The 20,648-nt window shown below is 58.3% G+C and carries 10 protein-coding genes and 2 pseudogenes; 5 read left to right on the top strand and 7 right to left on the bottom strand.

Features of this window, described 5'->3' with window-relative positions; translation table 11 throughout:
* Nucleotides 1–892: 892 nt before the first annotated feature.
* Complete coding sequence (locus tag A3A9_RS0136530; RefSeq protein ID WP_027062840.1) at nt 893–1,471, bottom strand: hypothetical protein; 579 nt, start codon at nt 1,469–1,471, stop codon at nt 893–895.
* A 204-nt stretch (nt 1,472–1,675) separates the two neighbouring features.
* Between A3A9_RS0136530 and A3A9_RS46455 the strand changes: the two are divergent.
* Nucleotides 1,676–1,893, top strand: a pseudogene (locus tag A3A9_RS46455) (carbohydrate ABC transporter permease); the annotation flags it as partial.
* A gap of 779 nt (nt 1,894–2,672) precedes the next feature.
* Nucleotides 2,673–3,125, top strand: a complete 453-nt coding sequence (locus A3A9_RS0136515) for a hypothetical protein (RefSeq protein ID WP_033839192.1) — start codon at nt 2,673–2,675, stop codon at nt 3,123–3,125.
* 850 nt (nt 3,126–3,975) lie between these two features.
* Here A3A9_RS0136515 and A3A9_RS40895 read toward each other — a convergent pair.
* Nucleotides 3,976–5,388, bottom strand: coding sequence for an exonuclease domain-containing protein (locus A3A9_RS40895; protein WP_051371536.1), 1,413 nt, complete (start codon nt 5,386–5,388; stop codon nt 3,976–3,978).
* Between the two features lie 152 nt (nt 5,389–5,540).
* Complete coding sequence (locus A3A9_RS0136500) at nt 5,541–6,104, bottom strand: hypothetical protein (protein WP_027062836.1); 564 nt, start codon at nt 6,102–6,104, stop codon at nt 5,541–5,543.
* Between the two features lie 1,016 nt (nt 6,105–7,120).
* On the opposite strand from A3A9_RS0136500, the gene A3A9_RS0136495 reads away from it, so the two are divergent.
* Genes A3A9_RS0136495 through A3A9_RS46170 form a run of 3 tightly spaced genes read left to right on the top strand, consistent with a single transcriptional unit; the run spans nt 7,121 to nt 13,307 of the window.
* Nucleotides 7,121–8,314 (top strand): DUF6361 family protein, encoded by a 1,194-nt coding sequence (locus A3A9_RS0136495; protein WP_027062835.1) that lies wholly within the window; start codon nt 7,121–7,123, stop codon nt 8,312–8,314.
* Complete coding sequence (locus A3A9_RS0136490; protein ID WP_027062834.1) at nt 8,311–10,140, top strand: phospholipase D family protein; 1,830 nt, start codon at nt 8,311–8,313, stop codon at nt 10,138–10,140. Before A3A9_RS0136495 ends, A3A9_RS0136490 begins: the two co-directional genes overlap by 4 nt.
* A complete protein-coding gene (locus A3A9_RS46170; RefSeq protein WP_051371534.1) occupies nt 10,137–13,307 on the top strand; it encodes a hypothetical protein in 3,171 nt (1,056 codons plus the stop codon). The genes A3A9_RS0136490 and A3A9_RS46170 overlap by 4 nt, the downstream gene beginning before the upstream one ends.
* Nucleotides 13,308–13,352: 45 nt before the next feature.
* Here the strand turns inward: A3A9_RS46170 and A3A9_RS46450 are convergent, their stop codons facing one another.
* From A3A9_RS46450 to A3A9_RS43645, 4 genes and pseudogenes are all read right to left on the bottom strand, one after another.
* The gene (locus tag A3A9_RS46450; RefSeq protein WP_343286157.1) at nt 13,353–14,849 is read right to left on the bottom strand and encodes a 3'-5' exonuclease; all 1,497 of its coding nucleotides are present in this window, start codon (nt 14,847–14,849) and stop codon (nt 13,353–13,355) included.
* Entirely contained in the window at nt 14,837–16,756 is a 1,920-nt protein-coding gene (locus A3A9_RS46445; protein ID WP_343286156.1) for a UvrD-helicase domain-containing protein, read from the bottom strand. The genes A3A9_RS46450 and A3A9_RS46445 overlap by 13 nt, the downstream gene beginning before the upstream one ends.
* On the bottom strand, nt 16,753–19,416 hold the full coding sequence (locus tag A3A9_RS0136475; protein WP_202596449.1) for a PD-(D/E)XK nuclease family protein: 2,664 nt from the start codon (nt 19,414–19,416) through the stop codon (nt 16,753–16,755). The genes A3A9_RS46445 and A3A9_RS0136475 overlap by 4 nt, the downstream gene beginning before the upstream one ends.
* 986 nt (nt 19,417–20,402) lie before the next feature.
* Nucleotides 20,403–20,648: pseudogene (locus A3A9_RS43645) on the bottom strand (IS5/IS1182 family transposase); the annotation flags it as partial.

Genomic DNA, 20,648 nt, shown 5'->3' with positions numbered 1-20,648 from the left:
CTCCTGTCGGCTGACCAAGGAGTTCCAACATAATGACCACACCCCTAGATGCTATTCGCGACCGCGCGCGGACCGAGATCGACGACGCCCGACGCTCAGGAAACAACCCCAACTACGGGGTAACCGAACTGATTGCTGATCGCCTGTTACACCAAGTGCTAGACTGCTACCTTGCAATTGATGCCCTAGCGGCGATTGTCGGGGCACCTCGCGACCCGTGGCCGGGACTCACCGTCGCAATGGTCAAGGAAATGATCGGGACTAAGCAAGAGCGGGTCAACACCGCTAGCAACCTTGGCTTCTATAGCCACCGAGGTGGCGTGACAAACAGACCGTGCGCTACAGACGAGAAGTGGTTCGCGGCGAAAAGCCGAGACTGGTTAGAAGCCGGCCCTGATTTCGAGGGCACACCTAGAGCCGCCAGGGGTCGCTGGAACAGAACAAGCCACGAATCCGCGTGCCCGTCGACACACGACAGGTGGCGTGATGGAGCACCAAGTCCCTCACGCTGGTGACACTGGTGAATGGATAGGTCGTGTTGCTGGCTGCTGGTTACAGTAGCCCCACCGATCGCCGACAACATTTTGCAAAGGGCGCGGCTCACGTCGCGCCCTTTTGTCCGGACGGGCACGCCTCAGTGATAGCAAACGACCTCGGCAAGGCGATAACCGCAATGGTTGCCGCCCAAGCCGAATCGCTCTTAGTATAAACACCGCACCGTGGCCCGTAATTACTGCCACATACCTCCGAACAAATCGCGACGCGGCCCCTGATGTGCAACGCCCACCAGCGCGCCGACAAAGAAGCCCTCGATCATCGATCACCTCTGGTGTTCCGACTAGTCATGCTCTTTCTCCTGCAATGCCTTCACCGGGGCAGAAGTCCGGCTAAATCAGTCAATCTTCGTGCATTTACCAACGGCGATGTGGGGACGGTCGTAGTCCTCGAAATCCGCGGGGGAGAGGTAACCATCGGCGTAGATGGACATAAACCGCAGCTTTTCGAGATTGAACTTGTAGACCTCAGTTAATACTAAGTCTGAGCAGCTGATCTGGCCAAACGAGATGAACGCGCTTTTTACGTGCGCGTCATCGATCGTTCCTGGGTTGCTGATGGGCACCGGTTCGCAGAATTTCGACGACCGGGCCCCTGGCTCCTTTAGGGTCATCTTGTAGGCCGTCGCGCCTTCCACTTCCCCATACATGTCGATGGTGATGTCATCCAGCTTCGCGATCTGGAGGATGAAGGTGCCCTCGGCTGGGTTGAAGACCGCGCCCACCCACCGTTTCGATCGCTCCTCAAACATGACGCCGCCGACGGCCTCAGGGGTGCAAAGATAAGTCCCTGCATATTTCCCCGTGGCATCGTAGGTCCATGTCGTCCTGTCCTCAGCTCCCGCTCGCGAACTAGGCACAAGTGTCGCCGTCGCAATAAGAACGATCGCGCCGCTCAGCAAACGGATTTTAAACATATGATGCTCCTTAGGGCGTCGGCGTGTCCTACGGCCTCAGACCGCGGTGGGCAAGCCAGTTATCGAGGAGCTCGAGGGCCGCCTTTGCCTGGTTGTTCTGGCCTCCGGATGCGTTGGCGGCGACTTAATGCTCCGGCAACAGGTTTGAGATCTGAAAACAAGAAGCCGGCGGTCTGTGGAACAGCCTGAGGCAAGTAGGCGACGATGCGCTATCGGAACGCCACGGACTATCATTTCCTGGCGCCCTACCTGCTGATCTTCTAGGTCTTCTGGCTGTGGCCGATCATCAGTTCGTTCCCGATTTCCTTCCGGGCCGCGCGCACCCTGCCGTGAAGGTCGCACCCGGTTTCAACTAGGCCCGCCTGATCGGCGACCCGGCCTTTTTCAACGCGCTGAAGAACACCCTGCTCACTCTGGTCATCCATGCTGGCAAGAAAATGGACCGTCGAGGCCCCGATCTAACTCGACACGCCCGCCGACTGTCCTCTACGCTCCACATCGGAGTTTCTATCGGCCGTCATACGCAGGCTGGGTTCCGCTGCGCTTAGCACCACGACCCGGCGCTGGACCGCAGGGGGATTGCTCATCTGGCTCCTGGCTGTGTTTTTCATTCCGGCCATGGGACTGACAGTGGCTGGCACCGGGATCGCAATCTGGGGCTGGGTGGCTGGAGCAGTCGCGTTTATTGGAGGCTTGATCGGGAACGCTTTGGGAGCGAACAAGCAGAACCGCGCGCTTCGTAAGGACAAAGCTCAATAGGTCTTTAGCGCAGCGGCAGGTCAACCCAAGGCGATTGGGTGGTCCTTTCCTGGATCGTCACAATGTTACAAAACTAAGCGTAAGTTATTGATTTTGTTGAAGCTAGTCAGAGTTCCCACCTCTCTTGCCACACTACTACCGCGGTGGCTCTTGAACTAACAGCCAGAACCAGCCCGCTCCGATCGATACTCATGCTCAGAAGTGCCCTTTCGACCATGCTAGATAGGCACGCCCTTGCCGTAGCGGGGGAAATCATCGCAACGTGGTGCGGCAAGCGGGCGGGTGGTTGCTGAACTACAGATTGCGGGGGTCGAGGATCGCGTGATCCTTCTCTTCCTGACGACCGCATTCGATCATCGATCCAAAGGGGAAGCCGGGTGACAGGATGAGATTCGAATCGCGCCGACGGCGGAAGCGTCCGGCCGGTCGACCAGGGCAGGCTATGACCAAAATTATGATTGAACAGATCGATGATGCCCTCGCTACAGTGGCCGGGCTGATGCAGTGGCCGGGCGGGCGCGGCCTAGCCTACCTGCCTATCTTCGAACGCCTGGAGCGAGAGCGGGAGCAGATGGCCAGCCTGGACAATCGTCTGGCAATGGCCATCGCCCGCGCTAAAGGGCGACCTTCTCCGGCGCTATGGGAATGGCGCGTCGAACATCGTGACAACGGGCAGTCCACGATTGCTGGTCGAGCAGGGCAGGCCATGACCAAAATTACGATTGAACAGATCGATGATGCGCTCGGCACGTTAGCCCGGCTGATGCAGGCGCAGGGCGAGCACGGTCTCGCCTACCTGCCCATATTCGAGCGACTGGAGAGGGAGCGCGAGCAGATGGCCAGTCTGAATGGTCGGCTCGCCCGCGCCGTCGCCCGCGTTAAAGGGCGGTTCTGAGGTCCAAGGACTAACCGATGTCTTCCACGTCAGGAGGTGTCGCAAGACTGCATCCGTCGCCGGGCGCCGAATTCACTCGCCACGCCTCAGGGTTGACCGTCAGAGAGCACCGTAATGCGCCGTGTCACGTTGCAGCAGTCCAGTGCTCGAGCCCTCCAGTGAGCTCGCCTGCGAACCCTAGCTCAGAAGCCAGCGGACACCCTCGCGATAGCGATCTAGTTCGAGTGTGGGGCTTTCTATGAATTCACGATCGGCGCGGATGTAGCCATGACGCCCCATCCCGACACCGTGCTCACCTTCGCCATCAAGACAGTCGATTTCTGAGGCATATGTTTCACTGACCCAGTCCTCATGGACGATAGGCAGCAATTCTCGCAACGCAATTTCGCATCGAATGCATCCACAGGCAACGCGCTCAACGTCACATCATTGTCCATGACGGTGGCCCTTTGAACGGGCCGAGGGTCGATGGTTCTAAACAGGTCTGCGTCGTAATCGCGGCTCGAATAGTCAACACCAACCACCGGTAACAGGCGTGCTAGCTTTATGATCGTCGATCGTGGGATCTTCCCGTGCTCAACGTTGTCCATGGATATGGTTCTCCTAGTGCTGCAAAGTCAGAACCCTTCTTCAGACCCTAATTCAGCCTTCCGTTTGGCAAAATTTGTCGTCGGGGAGTTGCACTTGTGATGGCGTATCTGGACGAAGGTGCAACGATGAGACATCCCGCCTCAAATGTGCTCGTCGAGTGTTGCATTGGGGTTGTGCAGGAGCCGATCAGGCGCTGAGCTAGAATTGCGAGAATAAGGCAGGTGGCGCGATGGGTTCAAAGCCGCCGACAACGGGCATCCTAAACGTGCAGCGCCAACGTTGCTTCTTCTCGCCAGGCCGTCAATTTAGCCAAATGGTCTTTCAGGACGGCCCTGCGGCTCGGCACAACGTCAGCTAGCATCTGCGTTGCTGTCTCGATCGCTTCATCCAATGTGGTCCAGCGTCCCGACGTCTCTGTCCGAGAATGAATGCGTGCTGCAATCGCGCGGTTGTAGTCCGCGCGCATCTTCTCAGGCATGACATGTGGCGCCTCAAAAAAAACGATGCGCCGTGACAGCGCCCGCAAGCGTCGGTCAGAAAATTCCATGCAGATATCGAACCGACGCGGCCAGTCCATGCGATGGAACTCATCAATCAGCGACTGGTCGGTCGAAGAATAGAAGCTGCCGTAAATTTGCTCCTCGACGTGCGGGCTCTCCGAGAATGGGACACGGTTCGCTTTGACAGCCGAGATCAGACGTTGCCGGAGTTGACCATTGCTGCGCACCAGTTCGGCTCGCCGGTTAATCTCATCGAGACCGAGCTCATAGCCTGAAGCCTTCGAGCCAACAACATCGATCGGCATGAACAACGGACATGCGTTCAGCTTCAGAGAAGACACTGGCCGCGGTTTGCTAAAAATAAGCGCTGCCAACTCGTCCTCGCCCATCGATACGAGGGCGTCGGGGTCTTGTCTGAGATCAAGGACGAACAGCTCGCCAGTGTTTTCTGTGTTGACCCCAAGAGCCGTCACCAGGTTCGAAGAACACTGTCCAAATCGCAGCCGTGTCGCGACGAACGCGGCATTGGTTTCGACGTATTCAGTCGCCAGAGCTTTTGTCCGATATGACATTGCCGAGTTCCAGACTGCGGGTGCGCGCTCGCGGATAAGCCTGGCCAAATGAACCGTGGCATGGACGTCAGCGAGAGCATCGTGAGCTTTGCTGTGGTCAAAGCCGTTGGCAGGCGCTAGCCGATCGAGCTTGAAACTCACTCGTCCCTTCTCATTTATAGGCCACTGAAATCCGTCAGGCGCGAAGGCGTGCGCGGCAACCATGAGAGGCAAGACGTCGAGCCGTGAATTTCCACCGGTGTTGGTCAGGTAAATCGGCAAAAGCGACGAATATAGAGCTCGCCTAAGGAGCTCTTCGTCGAAGGTAATCGAGTTATAACCAACGATCGTTGCCGGGGACCACGCCGTCATCACGTCATGGATCCGCTTGGACATGTCAAAGTGAGAAGGTAGCTGTGGATCGAACAACTGGTCGACGCTGACGGCGGTGACAACCATTGCTCCCGGTGAAGGAATGATGTGAGGTAGCAGCCGTGATCGTATCTCGAACTGATCGACGACGTTCAGATCGTCATCGGTCACCGCCGCCGCGAACTGGAGAATCTGGTCGAAAGCCCGGTCAGCTCCCGTCGTTTCGGTATCGTAGAAGATAAAAGCCATCTACCACCTGCCCGCGCCAACTCATGCACGATGTTTTACTCGGAAGACAATGTCGTTATCACTCACGTCCGCCGAAATTCAAGCTGCACAAGAGTGCGGAAGGGCAGCATCGCAACATCGTCGGCATCACGACCGTCGGGCTGGCGCCTCGCCTAACAATTTTCCATAAGCGCCGAAACCGTTTCAGTCATCTCCTGCTTCGACGCCCGCTCTGGGTGCCGCAACATATAAATTGGTGAGGAGAGGTCGCTATCCAAAAGTCTGCCAACACGCGCGTTATTTAGCGCCACTTTAAGCATTTCGACGTCCCTCACCGGTAACATCCAACGGACTGCAGAGCTGAATACAAAAACCTTATCTGGTTTTTTCTCTTCCAAGATTTTGAGAAACCTCGCTTTCGCCTCATCTGCCAAGGACGGAGGAATGGCGTCATAGCGATTTGCTCGCGTCCCAATGCACCGTGGTGCGTAGTTGAAAAACACCACACGATTCCAAAATTCGCTTGCATCGGTGAACCCAAAATAGCCTCTGATCTGATTGAAGAATGCAATCTTGTCGTAGGCGCCAATGCACACTTCAGAGACGGTTTTGATCGTGCAGTCCTGATCGTCGACTTCGCCATCTTCAGACCAATGCGTGTTTCCGACAACGACTACTTTGCAACCAGACAAGCCATTTGTGTATTCGGTGCCAATCCATGGGGTGTGCTGAAACATGCTAGGTTTCTCCCTTTGAGATGTCGTGCGTCTTGCTACCTTTGACATCGCTTTTGTTGTCCATCGTCAACTCAGATCGCAGCAGGATGTCCTCATCCCGGTCATCGTCTGGTGGGTGTCAACCTCGCTGCCCTTTGATCGCCAACAGCGTATCTAGGACTGCGAGCGACGCGCTCCACTCTGAACCGTTGCCTTGAAGGCCGGGTAACTCGTGTTGGCATCCGCAAGGGGCACTCGGATCAACGACCGAAGTCGGCTTCCTTTCGTTCGCGTGGCAAGACCAATTCTTGGCATTCGGTGGCATTCGAACAAAACGCCAAGGCAGAGATCCGAGGCCGTCACATCGATCCAAAACATGTCTCGATAAGACAGGGAGGCAGCGCCTGGTCTCCTTGCGCGCGCAACCTTGCGTGGCCTGAATGTGGCGCTAGTAGCGTTATAATTTCAAAGCCGAGTTCCCCCTCCCTGTCTGGACTTTAGATTGGGTGATTGTATCGAGGGATGTTGCTATTGCCATTTCTCCGGTCGGAACCGAGCTAAACGACTTTTGCTACCGAAAATCCGCTGCAGGCCTTGAGTTCACCCTCAAAACGAAAAATTGTTTTCATCGCTTGTTCCCGCTACCTAGCAAATCTTGTAACTGTCGGCGCAAATGAAAGCGCCAGTATCGAAACCAACACTTGCGCTCCGGCCACCATGCTAGTGTTCCCCGTTTCGGCTCCATACCCTCAAATCTCTCAGGTTGTCTTACGATTGGTGGCGCCAGTGAAGCGACGCTTCTCTAACGCACGAAGAGACAGAAAGCGCGGGCAGCAACCGACGCAGACTACACTCAGCTGGGAACATCACGTCCCGCGAATTCGCTTTGAAAATACAAATGTAAAAAGAGGCCGCTTGAAGGCGGAAATGAAGCCCCGGACTCTCCGTTAAACGGAAATAAAAAAGAGTCTTAGGTCACGAGTTGATTGCTGCCATTTTTTCGCAAGGGTTAAACGAGGAGATTTTTCGTGTCAGCTATGGGGTGGGTGGATTTCGATCGGCGCGAGGCTGAGGCAACGCAGGTGCTGCTAAGGCAATTGAGCACGCCGGAAGCGAGGGATGAATTAGGAATTGGTGCGATCCGAGACGCCTTTTCTGACCTTATGTTCCCCGGAACCAGCACAGTGCAAACGCGGCTGCGCTACTTTGTTCTTCTTCCACGTATATTCCGAGATATTACGCCTGTGCTGAGGAAGGCGCGCGACCGCCGTGCCGTGCTGCGCGAGGCGGAGGCCGACCTCATCGAGCGGTTGCGCAAGTCTGGCGAAGACATGGCTGGGCTTATCGGAAGGGAAGCTGGGGCGGACATAAAACGGATGCCAAGCTCGGTCTATTGGCTCGGCTTGGGCGAGTGGGGCATTCGCGATGCGCGCGCAAAGCGCTCCGGGATTGGCGAGGTGCTGGAGCGGATGGCGACGGGCGACATGCTCTGGGATGAGAGTATTCCGTCGAGTTCTGGTGCGACCACCTTGGGATTCTGTCTGAACAATGATGAAAAAGATTGGATTGTGGATCGAGTGGCGACACATGCAGGCGGCGGGGAGCCCACGCTTCTCAGTTGGCTCTTTGGTCGAGCCGATGAGGTGGCGTCAAAGTTTGGTGGCAAATGGGGTCGTCTCCAATCATTGTCCGACCTGAGGGAGATTGGACACGGGGGGCTCAACTTGCCGCCGGAATTCGCCATGGTTCTAGACCGTGCGGTGCGGTTCGCATCGATCATGCATGGCGCGGCCTTGCTCTACAATCTCCTTCTTGCGCGGCACTTCGCTAGGGGGCGGGGCGAGGATCCGCTCGTCGCGAAATATCAGGACGAGTTAGACCATTGGCGTAAGGAAGCTAGGCCAGCCTGGGAGAAGATGAGATCGGTGGATCTACTGATCGAGCCGCTTTCGAAGGAAAATGGCCGTCGGCCACCTGTGCTACCTCGACTTCATCCTGCGACAAAGGCGTTCGTGGCGAACTGGATGGATGTCGGGAGGCGCGACCCTTCCGGAAGTCAGGCTGAGGCGCTGATCCGTGAGCGAGAGATGGTGGTTCGGACGCAAAAAGCCCGGCTTACCAAGGATCCAACGCAATACGTGTGGAATGGCGCGTCCGGCGCCGGACGGTTGGACTTCCGTTGGCAGACGGTGCGCCAATATCTCCACGATCTAACAGCGGTTTCCCTATGAGGCAGAATAGCACTGAAAAAAAGGGGCCAAGCGCCGATACGGTGCTCGCTCCCGACAATCGCTTGCTTTTCGGCACGGCGTTGCATCCTCCGAAAAATCATAGGCTGCATTCTGCAATCGGCACGACCTATTCGCTCGACTTCATCGCTGCGTTGACTGTTCCCGTGGCACTGACTCTGGGATCGGCGCTTGACCGGGCGGAGGTAGCGCAAAATGCATTGGCCACGCTCGCAGCGATGCAACGGCTGAGCGACCGGGTTATGATCTGCGTCGAAGCAGGTAATATCCACGCTCGTCCGGGTCGACAGCACCGGCTTGTCACCTTGCTAGAGGGGCTTTTGCACGAAATTGTCCCGCCTCCGGGCGCGTCCTTCCACCCCAAGCTCTGGGCGCTACGCTTTGAGCCGGACGACGGGAAAGGACCAGCGAAGCTTAGGTTGCTGGTGATGTCACGCAATCTGACCCAAGATCGCTCGTGGGACATGGTGTTGCAACTCGATGGGGAAGAGAAGAACGGTGAGAACGCATCTTTAAGCGCCTTTATAGACTACCTTCTTGATCAGACCGGGCGCGTTGATACTCCGCGATTCAAGGCACTGCGAAAGGGGCTTCACCGTGCTCAATGGGAGCTACCGCCGGGCTTTGACAGTTTCGACTTCGCGGCCCATTTGCCGGGCAGGAAGTCACTATGGCAACCAGAGCAGCGTGGACGGCTCGCTGTGATTTCGCCTTTCTGCGATGATGGAGGGTTAAAGACCTTAGGTAAGGCTCGGATCGAGGCGCTGGTCGCGCGCGATGACTGGCTTGCTAGGCTGCCCGAAGGTGGTCGAACTGCGAGTAGTTTCGTGCTGTCCGACGTGGCCGATATGGAAACTGAGGAGGGCATGGGCTTTGCGCCAGCGAGTGAGGCTGGGCCGGGGCTGCATGCTAAGGTTTATATTGTGGAACGCGGTCCTCGGACATGGATCACGTTGGGCTCTGGCAATGCCACGACTGCTGGTCTCGGCACCGGCGCAGTGCGCAACATCGAAGTCTTCGCGACCCTTAGCGGGCTAACGCGGCGTGTCGGAGCGATTGGTCTTCGTGACAAGGGGCTTCTCGGCCAAGGCGGCCTGGGACCCCTCCTAAAAGAGTGGCAGCCCCGCACCCGGACACCGGAGGAGATTGTCGCGCAAGAATTCGAGCGGAAGGTTTGGAGTATCCGTCAGGCGATCTGCGCCACGCGACCGCGACTGGAGTTCACGCCGAACGACGGCATGCTCGAAGTGCAACTAGACGTCGAGTTGCCCGCGCGGATGGGCTTCAGCTTCGGCGCCCGCCTGATCACACAGGAGCGGGTGGTGATGCTCGATACGCGTAGGCCTTGGGGGCTCGGCCAAGTCCCGCCCGGGGATGCTACTTCCTTCCTGTGCGTCGAGCTTGCGGATTCGAATGGACAGACGGCAGCCTTCGTAACGCAGGCCGATACCGAGGGCCTGCCCAATACTGAAGAGCGGCTCGAAGCCATTCTTGCCCAAGTGGTGGAGACGCCAGCGCAATTTATGCGCTTCGTCACGGCGATGCTGGAGCGCGAGCCGGATCTCGATGGCCTGGTGCGACTGGAGGAGGGCTGGCGCGGTGATGCCTCCGGGCCAGGGCGCACAGAAGAACCCGTGCTGGAAGCACTGCTCGCCGCCTTCCTTGCGCCGGACGGCTCGGAACGGCTCGCCTCGCTTGACCGAATGGTGCGAGCGATGAAATCGCGTTGGCAAGGAGATCGGGGCGCGGATTCGCTGTGGCGTGAATTCGATGAACTCTGGTCCGTGTTCCGGGAGGCATCCAAATGAGCCAGCTTATCGATCCGGAACCCCATCTCGCGAAGCTGAAGCCCTTTCAGCTGGCGACGGTTAGCTATGTAATGGCAAGGTTCGCAGCGGGTGTGCGACGGTTTCTTGTGGCCGACGAAGTCGGCCTTGGAAAGACACGAGTAGCACAGGGCGTGGTCGCAAGGACAATTGCGCAACTGCCGAGAGGAAAGCGGGCTGATATCGTCTATGTATGTTCTAGCAGCGCAATTGCCCGCCAAAATCTCAAAGTTCTGAACGTGCTGGGACTGTCTAACAACGTGTTGCCGACGCGGCTGACACTACTGCCGCTTCTCGATGCTGGCGCCGAAGCGGGAATGCTCCGCGACAGAGTTAATTTTATCAGTCTTACGCCTGGCACCAGCTTTGATCCTGCTAGCACTTGGGGATGGATGAGGGAAAGGGCGCTCATCAGAAATCTGCTCTCGTCAAACCGGGTCGGCAACAGTCGGTATGATCACTTGTTGTGCGGCAGAGTGACTAAGAATTGGCAATACCATCTCGACAAGACGCGGATTTTAGCAAAGCCCGCCTTCCTTAAGAGGCTGAAAAAAGAGTTCGCGCGACACGGACTGCTAGATCGTGTCGAGCACTGGCTTCAGAGTGCCCGCCCCCAAGAGGAGGCGGGAGTGTTGGTCAGGGAACTTCGCCTTGCGCTAGCCCGTGCCTCAATCGCTACGTTGCGCCCTCGACTTATCATCTTCGACGAATTCCAGCGATTTCGTGACCTATTTGGTGAGCCGGCGGAGGGCGAAACTGTCACGCCTCGGCAGGCGGCATCGCGGGAATTGATGGCGTCTTTCCTGGCTCATGACGGAGGCGCGGCACGAGTGCTGTTCCTTTCGGCCACGCCCTATAGGATGCTCACATTGCGGGAGGATGCGCGGGATGAGGGCGATCACCACGAAGATTTTCTGAGAACCATTGAGGTTCTGTATGGCTCCGAGAACGGACCCCGCGCCGCAGCGGAACTGAAAGCGGAATTGCGCGCTTTTCGACAGCATCTGCTCAGACTTGACCTTGCTAAGCCGGACGCGGTGAACGCTTCGCGGAACGTGGTCGAGGCTCGTCTAAGAACAGTGATGAGCCGGACTGAGAGAGTGGATTTGAGCGATCCGAATGCCGGGATAGAACGGCGCACCATTCTGGCCAATTTGCAGTCGGACGACCTGCTTCAGGCTCGGGCGGTTGATCAGGTGGCGCGCATCGTGGGGGCGCCTGGGATTGTTCCATACTGGAAATCAGCTCCCTACCTATTGAGCTTTATGGGGGATTATACTCTGGCCCAGAAGATCCGTGACCACGGTCGCCGCGCCGCATTGGCAAAGATAGGCGCACCTGCGCTGCTGCCCTTCGACAAGATTGAGCGGTTCGAGAAGGTCGAGCCAGGCAATGGTCGGATGCGCGCTCTAATGGATGAAGTGCTAGACAATACCGACCTGCACCGCAGGATCTGGCTCCCGCCGTCGCTGCCCTATATCGCGGGTGGACCTGACAAACCACTGACCAAAACGTTGATTTTTTCGGATTGGCAGATGGTGCCCGAGGCTATCGCAGGACTCGTCTCCTACGAAGTGGAACGGCGCATCCGCGACGAAGCGGGCGAGAACGGGCCGCCGCCGGATAAGGTCGCACGCTTGTTGCGCTTAGTGAGGGATCCACGACACACCGAAAGCGGCCTGAGGGTGCTGGCGCTGCTCTATCCGTCGGATTTCCTTGCCCGAGTGGTCGACCCGCAGGCGATCTGGCAACGCTGCGGGGAATTGTCGCCAGAAGCTATGCTGCGGGAGGCCGAAACCGCAATTATGGTGGCTTTGCCTGCCGAGTTGCGGGAAAAAGGGGGGGGCGCGCTTTGGGAATTACTTGCCCTATTGGACGGCTGTCCCCCCGACTCGCAGCGGTTTGAAGCGGTTCAAAAGGGTTTCGCGCGTCAAGTGAGGTCCAAGGCGGATAGCGCTGTCGAAGAAAGCCCGCTCACCGAACTGTTCTCCAGCTTCACCCAGGCGCAATTGCCCGAGGACGGCGGCCCGCTGCAACCGCAAAGCCTGCAGTATCTGGCCCGGGTGGCCCTCGGCAGTCCCGCGATATGCCTCCTCCGCTCGCTACGAAGATATGTGGGACGGAAAGGCGACGTAGAAGAGCACCGACGGACACAAATGGCTGCTCAGATCGCAACTGCGTTCCTAACACTTTTTAATCACCGCGAGGTCGCGACGCTAGTAGGGCGTGCCGGGAGCGAGGGGGCGTGGGGAAGGGTGCTTGACTATTGCCTACGGCACGACCTGCAGGCCGTGCTGGACGAATATCTCTTCCTGCTAACCGATGGGCATCTCGATCCGAACGGGCTGCGAGAAGGCGATGATCCGAGGGATATTCTGGCTCGTGAGCTGCAAGAGGTCACAGGTATCCGCACCGCTTCGATCGCACTACGCGACCCATTCAGGGCGGAGGGCAGAGGCACGCGGGTGCGATCGTTGCCATCGCATTTCGCGGCGCGTTTCGCCAGCAACGCCACGCGCGACGCCGACATCACTGATGAACATCAAGCGGGGCCACGGATCGACACTCTTCGTGAGGCGTTCAACTCGCCCTTCCGACCATTTATTCTTGCATCGACTTCAGTGGGGCAAGAAGGCTTGGATTTCCACCGCTATGCATATCGTCTGTGGCACTGGAACCTTCCGGGAAACCCCGTCGATATGGAGCAACGTGAGGGTCGGGTGCAGCGCTATCTCTGCCATGCTGTTCGCCTTAATATAGCCCAAGCCATGGGCCTTGCGGCACGAGGTTTCGAGAAAAACGCGGCATGGCCTCAGATGCTGGCAGCGGCCGAAGCTGAGGTTCGTGCAGGGGGGCGTGCGCGGATGGGACTCCGGCCGTATTGGCTCTATGACGGTCCAGTAAAGATCGAGAGCGTCTTACCCTTGCCGCCGTTGTCTCGCGAGGCGAGAAAAGCGGAGTGGCTGAAGCGGAGCACAGCACTTTACCGGCTCGCGTTTGGGCAACCACGGCAAGATGACCTGCTGGCGATGCTCAACCGAGCTGGCGTGGCGCAGCTTGGCGCGGCGCGGGAGCAGCTGCTTATCCGTCTGGCCCCCGGAATGACCGAAACTGGTGGGAATAGTATGTCGGGAACTGAAGGAATGTAGCTCACTGGAGTTTGCTTACTCAGACGCCGTTTTGCGATCAACCGTTTAAGGTGCGACCGTGATTGCCGAAGGTGTCACTTGGAGGATCTGGCCCGAAGTCACCAGCACGATCAGCCCGTGTTCAGCGCCGGTCATATCGAGGTAATTTCTGACTTGCGCGCAGTAGTGGTTGATGGCTTCCGGAGTCGGTTCAACATCGGTTTTCCAGTCGACTACAACCTTCGGCTTGCCGTCGGGGCCAAAGCTGGTGGCGTCGGTGATTCCGGCAGTCGCCCGTTCAACGCCATCGAAGACCCTGGATGAGTAGACCGGGAACTCGGGAGCGAGAGTCGGGCGAAGTTCGATGATTTCGGGCAGGGCAAGGGTGCGGGTCACGCATCCTGCTAGCTCGTCAGCCGAAAGACCTACAGCAGCATCATCGACGACGGGCTTACCGATGGCGAAGATGAGCGCCCGCGCCCGCTCGGTAAGAGCTTCGGTATCTTCGCCCGTCTCGCGGGTCAGCACCTCCTCAAAGAGCTTGTGCAGGATCAATCCGCGCTCCCGTCCGCCCTGAATGCTGGGCGGAAGCGCATCCTCGGTATCAGGCTGGTGCCCTTCGCTCGCCGTCCAGATTTCAGCTCCTTCAGATGTTAGGATCGGGCCGTTGCTGGTTTCGTCCCGGCTCGGTGCCAGCCAGATCAGCCGGCGCTCTCTGGCGGCGATGTTGGAGGCCTCTACTGCGAACCTTTCCCGGGTTTGATTGTTACGCTCTGCGGCTGCGGCTTTTTGCAGGTGGCGGGGTAGATGGGAAAGGTCGAGCGCCGGAAGCTCGTCAAGTGACAGGTTCACGAGCGAGATCCAGGCTGACTTCGGCGGCGCAGCGTCAAGGCGGGGCAGAACCAGCAGCTCTCGCGCCCGCGTAGTGGCGACATACCAGAGCCGAATACGCTCGCGGTCGAGTTCGGCCTTTTCCGCATCGCGCGCATTGTCATATCCCGCCGGTTTCACGCCAAAGATGGGGCAATAGAACGTGTTGCTGTTGCGATCGGTTACGGCGCTTTCCGGCGCCATGATCCCGGTCATGGTGTTAACTGGCACGACGATTGGCCACTCAAGGCCCTTGGCGGCGTGTATAGTGTAAAGCGCGACGGCCTCCTCCTGCGCATCTGGTCGGCCTTCGACTGCGCGCGCCTCGTCGGTCCACGCGGCTGTCATGGCGTCGGCAAATGCGCGAAGGCCCCTAATGGCGAAGGCTGTGGTCAGGCTTAGATAGAGATCGACATTGGCCAACGCTCGCTCAGCCTGTCTGCCGTGACGTTCGAGCAGAATCGGACGAACCCGCATCAAGTCCACCGCTTGCGATAAGAGGTAGTGAGGATTGGTGTTGTTGGTTTTGCGATACAGGGTTTGCAGCTTTTCGATCGTCGATCGCGCCAGCGGGTGGGCGATCCCGCTGGCATCCACTCCGAGGTCTAGGCGCGGCAAGGTATCGGGATAATCGCCGGATCTGGGCAGCGCCCAGACGATGTCTAGCAACTCTTCTTCGGTCAGCCCGACCAACGGGCCGCGCAGAAGCGCCCCAAGGCTAGGGTGTCACGCCGATCGGCGAGAACGCGTGTCAGCGCAATCAGGTCCTGAACTTCCTGACGGCGAAACAGGCCTTTGCCTGCTTGGGTGGCTACAGGGATGCCGTGCCGCTCAAGCGCCTCTTCATAGCGCCACAAGTCGCTCCCAGTCGGTGCCAGCAAAGCGATATCACCAGGTCGACAGACACGTTGAGCGCCTGAGCGACGATCGAGGATCATTTCGTTGCCAATCAGGCGGGCGCACATCTCGGCGACGGCTTCGGCTTCGGCGTCTCGTTGCTGTTCGGCCGATGCTTTGCCGTTCTCGTCTGCGACGGTAACGTCCAGAGCCACCACGCACGGGCCCCCGCTTCGGCCGGCATGGAAGGGATCTAGGGCGGTAAAGCCTGGCTGCCCCTCGCTTGAAAGCACCGCCTCAAAGCGCGCATTCACATAGGCGAGGATGGGCGAGCAGGATCGAAAGTTGGTAGAAATCGACAGGACGCTGTCAACATCCTGGGAGAGAAAAGCGTCGCGCGCTCGGACATAGGCGCTGACGTCTGCGCCCCGGAAGCGATAGATCGCCTGCTTGGGGTCGCCGACCAGGAAAAGCGCGCCGGGACGAACGCAGAATCCAGCCCAATCCTGCGCGACGCGATCGACGGGTGGGTCGCCGCATAGGCGCCAGAATATCTCGGTCTGTAGCGGGTCGGTATCTTGAAACTCGTCGACGAGAACATACGAAAAGCGCGCCGCCAAAGCGCGGCGAACTTTGTCGTGGTCGCGCAACAGATCGCGCGCGGCGAAGATCAGATCATCGAAGTCGAGCAGCGCCGCCGAGCGTTTATAGTCCCGGAACCGATGGAGCACCGACCGCACCTGAGTGATCAGATCGGACAGAACTCGACTGGCGGCGTTCTGTATCATGATCTGCCAAGCCGTGCAGCACGCTGCGTGGAGCGCTCCGGCCGATGTGTTGAGGCGTTCGCCATCGATTTTGGCAAAGCCTTCACGCTTGGCGGCCTGGACCCACTTACCCTTCTTCTTGAACGCCAGGAACGTGCCCCCCTTAGTGCAGAGGTCGGGATGCGGTTCCGAAACAAGCAGCCGAACCATGCCGGCGGGCATTTCGGCCATAGGAATATTGTCCGTGCGTTCCGCCATCTCGGCGAAAAGGTCGGCGAACACCGCCGTCTCTTCTTCAACGACAGGTGCGGTTCGGATAAATTCCGAAAATGCTTCAGCCGCGCGGCCAAATGCCCGGAGGTGCGGTGCTAGCGAGATGGAGGCCGGGGCCGACACGGTGCGCCGCTTGCGCAGGTTCGCGACGATCTTGTGGATTAGTCCGACCGTCTCGCTGGGGTTTTCTAGCACCATTTCGGCAATAATCCCGCCATCGTTACCCGATAGCTGCTCGTGTAGCCAGGTATCGACGATTTCGGTAAAGGCGAGATCCGCCTGATCGCGATCCATCACGTTGGCGCCCGGATCGATGTCTGCCTCCACAGGAAAGGGCTTTATCAGGCGTTGGCAAAAACCGTGGATTGTCGAGCAGGTAATCTCGTCGATCGCAGCGGATGCCGCCGCCAGATTTACCTTGTGGGTCTCTGAGAGGCCGCCCGGGAAGGCGATGCGCAGTTCGGTTGGAATCTTCCCTGTCGCAAGGCCGTTGACGAATTCCCCGACCCGGATTTGCAGCTCGCTGGCGGCCAATTCGGTGAAGGTTACGGCAGCAATCGAGTGGGGAGTGACACCTTCGGCTAACATGGCAGCTATGCGCCCAGCCATGATAGCCGTCTTGCCCGAACCGGCACCGGCTTCGACCAATATGGATCGGTCATGCATGCTGATTGCGTCGCGGCGAGCGGCGTCGTCACGCAGCTTTTTGCCTTCGACGGTCACTTAGCCTCCCATACTTGTGCTGCATCTCCGAAAATCTTGATCGCGCCGGGTAGTTTGCGTTTGCAATAGGTTGCGCCCGCGTTCGCCGGCAGGGCGAAGGCGAGGTCGTCATAGCTTCCGCCGGAGTCAGGCCCGATCAGCGCTTTCCCAGCGGTCAGACTGTTGCGCGCCGCCTGCAAATAGCCCGTGATCTCGACTAGCACGGCCTCGGGGTGGGCGAGTTGCAGATCGATCTCGTCACGGGGGAAGAGCAGAGAAGCGATGATCGCTACATCGGCCCCGATCAGTGCCTTGACGGCAAACGCATAGAGGCACCGTTGCAATTCGCGACCGCCGTCAAGGCGGATATCATCCTTGGGCGGGCGTCCGGTTTTGTAATCGCGGACCAAGGCCCGCGTGCCGTCGCCGGAAAGGTCGAGGCGATCTATATAGCCTTTGATACGAAATCCCGTGTCGGGGATCTCGACGGAGGCCGCAGGGTCCCAGGGGCTCATAGCACCCGGCTTCGGTTCGGCCCCGCCAAAGGCCACCTCACCGTAGGACAAGGCATCGGGCAGGCGCTCGTCGCCATAGGTTAAAGCGCGACTGGCCAGGAGGCGTGCCTCGTCTAGCGTCCGGCTCCAGATCACTTTGGGCGGGACGGCGCGCTCGCCTTCCCACATGTCGGCGACCTCGCTTGCCGCATCCTTCACCGCCGCAGCAATGCGACCTTCACCCGCCGTGGCCAAGCCGCCGGCACCTTCAAGTTTTTGTAGCGCCAACTCGAGCGTCATGTGGACGAGGTCCCCCATGCCTAGGGGGTCGAGAACAAGTGGGTCGGCGCCGCTCTCGGGCATTTGGAACCGCATTCCGTAACGCCAGACAAAACCGAGAGGGTTGCGAAGGAGAAGGCGAAGCGAACTCGCAGACTGGGTCCGGCCCAGAATCGCCAACAAGACGGGATGGCTTGCTCGGATCAGACCGTCGTGGGGCGTGATCTCCTTGCGGTGCCAATTGCGCCAACAGGTCGTCGCGCTGATCGCTTGAGGATCGCGGGCGAATTCCTCCGCTCTCGCCATCAAACGGTCGGTTTCGCTGAAAGCAGGGACTGGAATCGCGTTTCGGCGGATGTAAATTTCGGCGCCATGCCCCACGGTCAGTGAGCTACGGCCGAGGAGCCGCCCTTCGCTATCTCGTCGGGCACGGGAGAGAACGATCTGTCTGTCTGTCGTCGCGAGGATCGTTTCGTAGTCCCGACGATCGGCTGCACCGGCAGGGAGCGGGTCGAGTTCAACCGTTGGAATGATGTGGTCGGAGATTAAGTGGTCTTCAGAAATGCCCCGAGGCCAACGCGAAGAATTCAGGCCCACCAGGCGGACAAACCGGCGCGGTGATGCGGCCAGAGCGCTGGCCGGCATCCAAACAGCGGAAACGCAAGCCTCAAGCCCGTCATCCTGCTTGAGAGTTTCAAGTGTCACGTCGAGCGAGCCCGAGGGACCGGCAAGCAGCGCCTCGCGCAAGATCGCCAGCGCCCGACTGCCTAGAAGCGCCCTGCCGATCTCGTCGGCAGAACCGTGGCCCTTTGACAGAAGATCGACGATTTGGCGCAATGGTTCGACATGATCCCGCTCGTTGGGCCAATCCTCCGGTTTTAGACGATCGAGCAAACGTGCCCAGTCTGTGGTCGAGGACAGTGGGGCGTCGGTCGGCAGGATACGCATCCAACCCGTCGGCAAGTTTTGAAAAAGGCCCGACTCAGTGCTGCAGAGCGCGGCCAAGCGGCGCATTCGGGTCTGTGACAGACCACGGATCAGAATGTCGGCGAGCGCAGCAGCGGCTTGGCCGTCGCGCGTTGTGGTAACCTTGATACCATGGACGAAATGAAGATGTAGGTTAGCGTCGGCGCGAAGTGATAGGAAATGGTCGTCATATTCCGCATTCGAGACCGCTGCGATGGCAATGTCGGCAGGCTCCGCCTCACCCGATGCCAGCAGGCCCCGCACCCAACGGACAGCCTCGATTGCCTCGTAATAGGCCGTCGCTGCGCTGACGACTTGAATGGTCGGTGCTAGCGCCGTGGCTCGGGTGATAGAGACCCCAGTCGTTTCGAGCCAGATAGGTGTTGAACGCGGCCCTGCGGTCCAGGTCACCGGCGTGTGGTTGGTCAACGCCCGAAGCAGGGGACGCCAACAAGGCGAAAGCTCGGTGATGCCGACGATCTCAACGGGACCCAGGAGGGTAGAGGTGTGCTGAAGTCGCTGCGAAGCCGCGGCGACTAAATCGTTCGGGCGCATCATTCCCGGTGGCAACTGCGCCAGCACTGCCATTTCAAGGCGCGCCATTGAATGTAATCGGGGATGATCGTCGGCCCTTGCTGCGAGATCAATGCCAGCGCGCCAAGCCTTATGAAGGGTTTCGGCTGCCGCGGCCATCATGCCTGGGAGCAGTTTGATGCTCTCCAACTCTCCCATCGGCGTCGTTGGCAAGGCCGCCAGAATAGCGGAACGCAGTGTGTCATCGTCAATTTGCGTAGCGAATCCGCCGGCAAGCCGCACTACGAGTTGCTCGAAAGACATAACTTGAAGGCCGTGGCGCCGATTTCGGGCAGCGTCGAGACGGCGTTCGCGCATAGCCAAGCGCCCATGGGCGACGATGGTCCGCCGCTTGTATAGCTCAATCATATTACCCCCTCCATCTATATCCCAAAGCCAGGGGCATTAGTCAAGGATATCAAATTTATCTATTCGTTCGAATTATAGTTTCTATTTTCTAATAAAAATTGTTTGTTGGCAGAAAAAACTAATATTAGATTAGGTAGTCAGAATGCATATTGTAAATCATTATCTTACCATTTCTGCAAGAAGCAGACGAGGCTCTGCCGGGAATTTGCGCCCTGCGGCATTGGAAATCCCCCATAAATCACTCACTGTCCGGTCAATTGATGATCTTCCGATGGACGTGATCTTGCTAATCGGCGGTTTTGTGAGAATGCGAGTAGTAGCATAAATTATTTCCGAGATTGATTTTTCGCTACTATAATGGCGATCATTCTATTTTATAGTCGTGCCAAATTCTTCAATCCCTGAATTGCGTGCGGGCATTGGCAAACTTCGTATGCCCGGTGTTTACGTCGAGCATGTCGTCGCTGGTAGTTGTATTGAACCCGCTTGCCTCATTCGGGGCCCCATGGTTACTGGATCGCGCCAGCTCGAAAGGTTGTTCTGATCGTTGCATACCATGTGTTATCGGGAAGAATCATGGGTGCGGTTCGATGCCCGAACCCTCGTCAGATTGCAGCATCGGAAAATCGAAAATGAGCGAGACTCAGAAGCTTCATGTGGCAGAAAGCTTGGCGACCATCCCGCTCCCGCGTCTGTATGAGCGAGACATTGATGTCCTACTACGTGAAGAACTCCTTTTCGGCCAACCTGTCCAGGAACTGGTTCTTTTGGCCCTAGCGCTTCCCAGAACGGCTCAGTTTGAGAGATGCCGGCTGTCTGTAGTTGATGCCACTGGCGAGACTGACGTTCTTGCGGAATTGCAGGTGGAGGGAAGACAAATCTCGCTCCTAATTGAAAACAAAATCGATGCCGAATTCCAGCCTCGCCAGCCTGAGCGCTATCGAGAGAGAGCAAATGCTCTGGGGTCGGAGAAAGCCTATTGCCTGCTAGGCCGCAGACTCATAATGGCGCAACCAGATACGGACTGAGGCGANTTTGATTGCAGCGAGGAAGTTGAGCGGGTCTCGGTCGTATCGGGTGGCTATGCCTCTGAACTGCTTGAGCTTGTTGAAGTATCGCTCGACGAGATTTCGCTGCCTGTAGACCCATGTGCAGAACGGGAAGCTGCCGGTTCTGTTCTTCTTGGGCGGGATATTGGCCCAAGCGCCTTGCTCTGCGGCAAGGTTTCGGAT

It is taken from the genome of Mesorhizobium loti CJ3sym, from assembly GCF_000472785.1.
Lineage (GTDB): Bacteria > Pseudomonadota > Alphaproteobacteria > Rhizobiales > Rhizobiaceae > Mesorhizobium > Mesorhizobium loti_E.
Note: the sequence above shows the minus strand (reverse complement) of the source record. Positions and strands in the feature narration are given on the sequence as shown.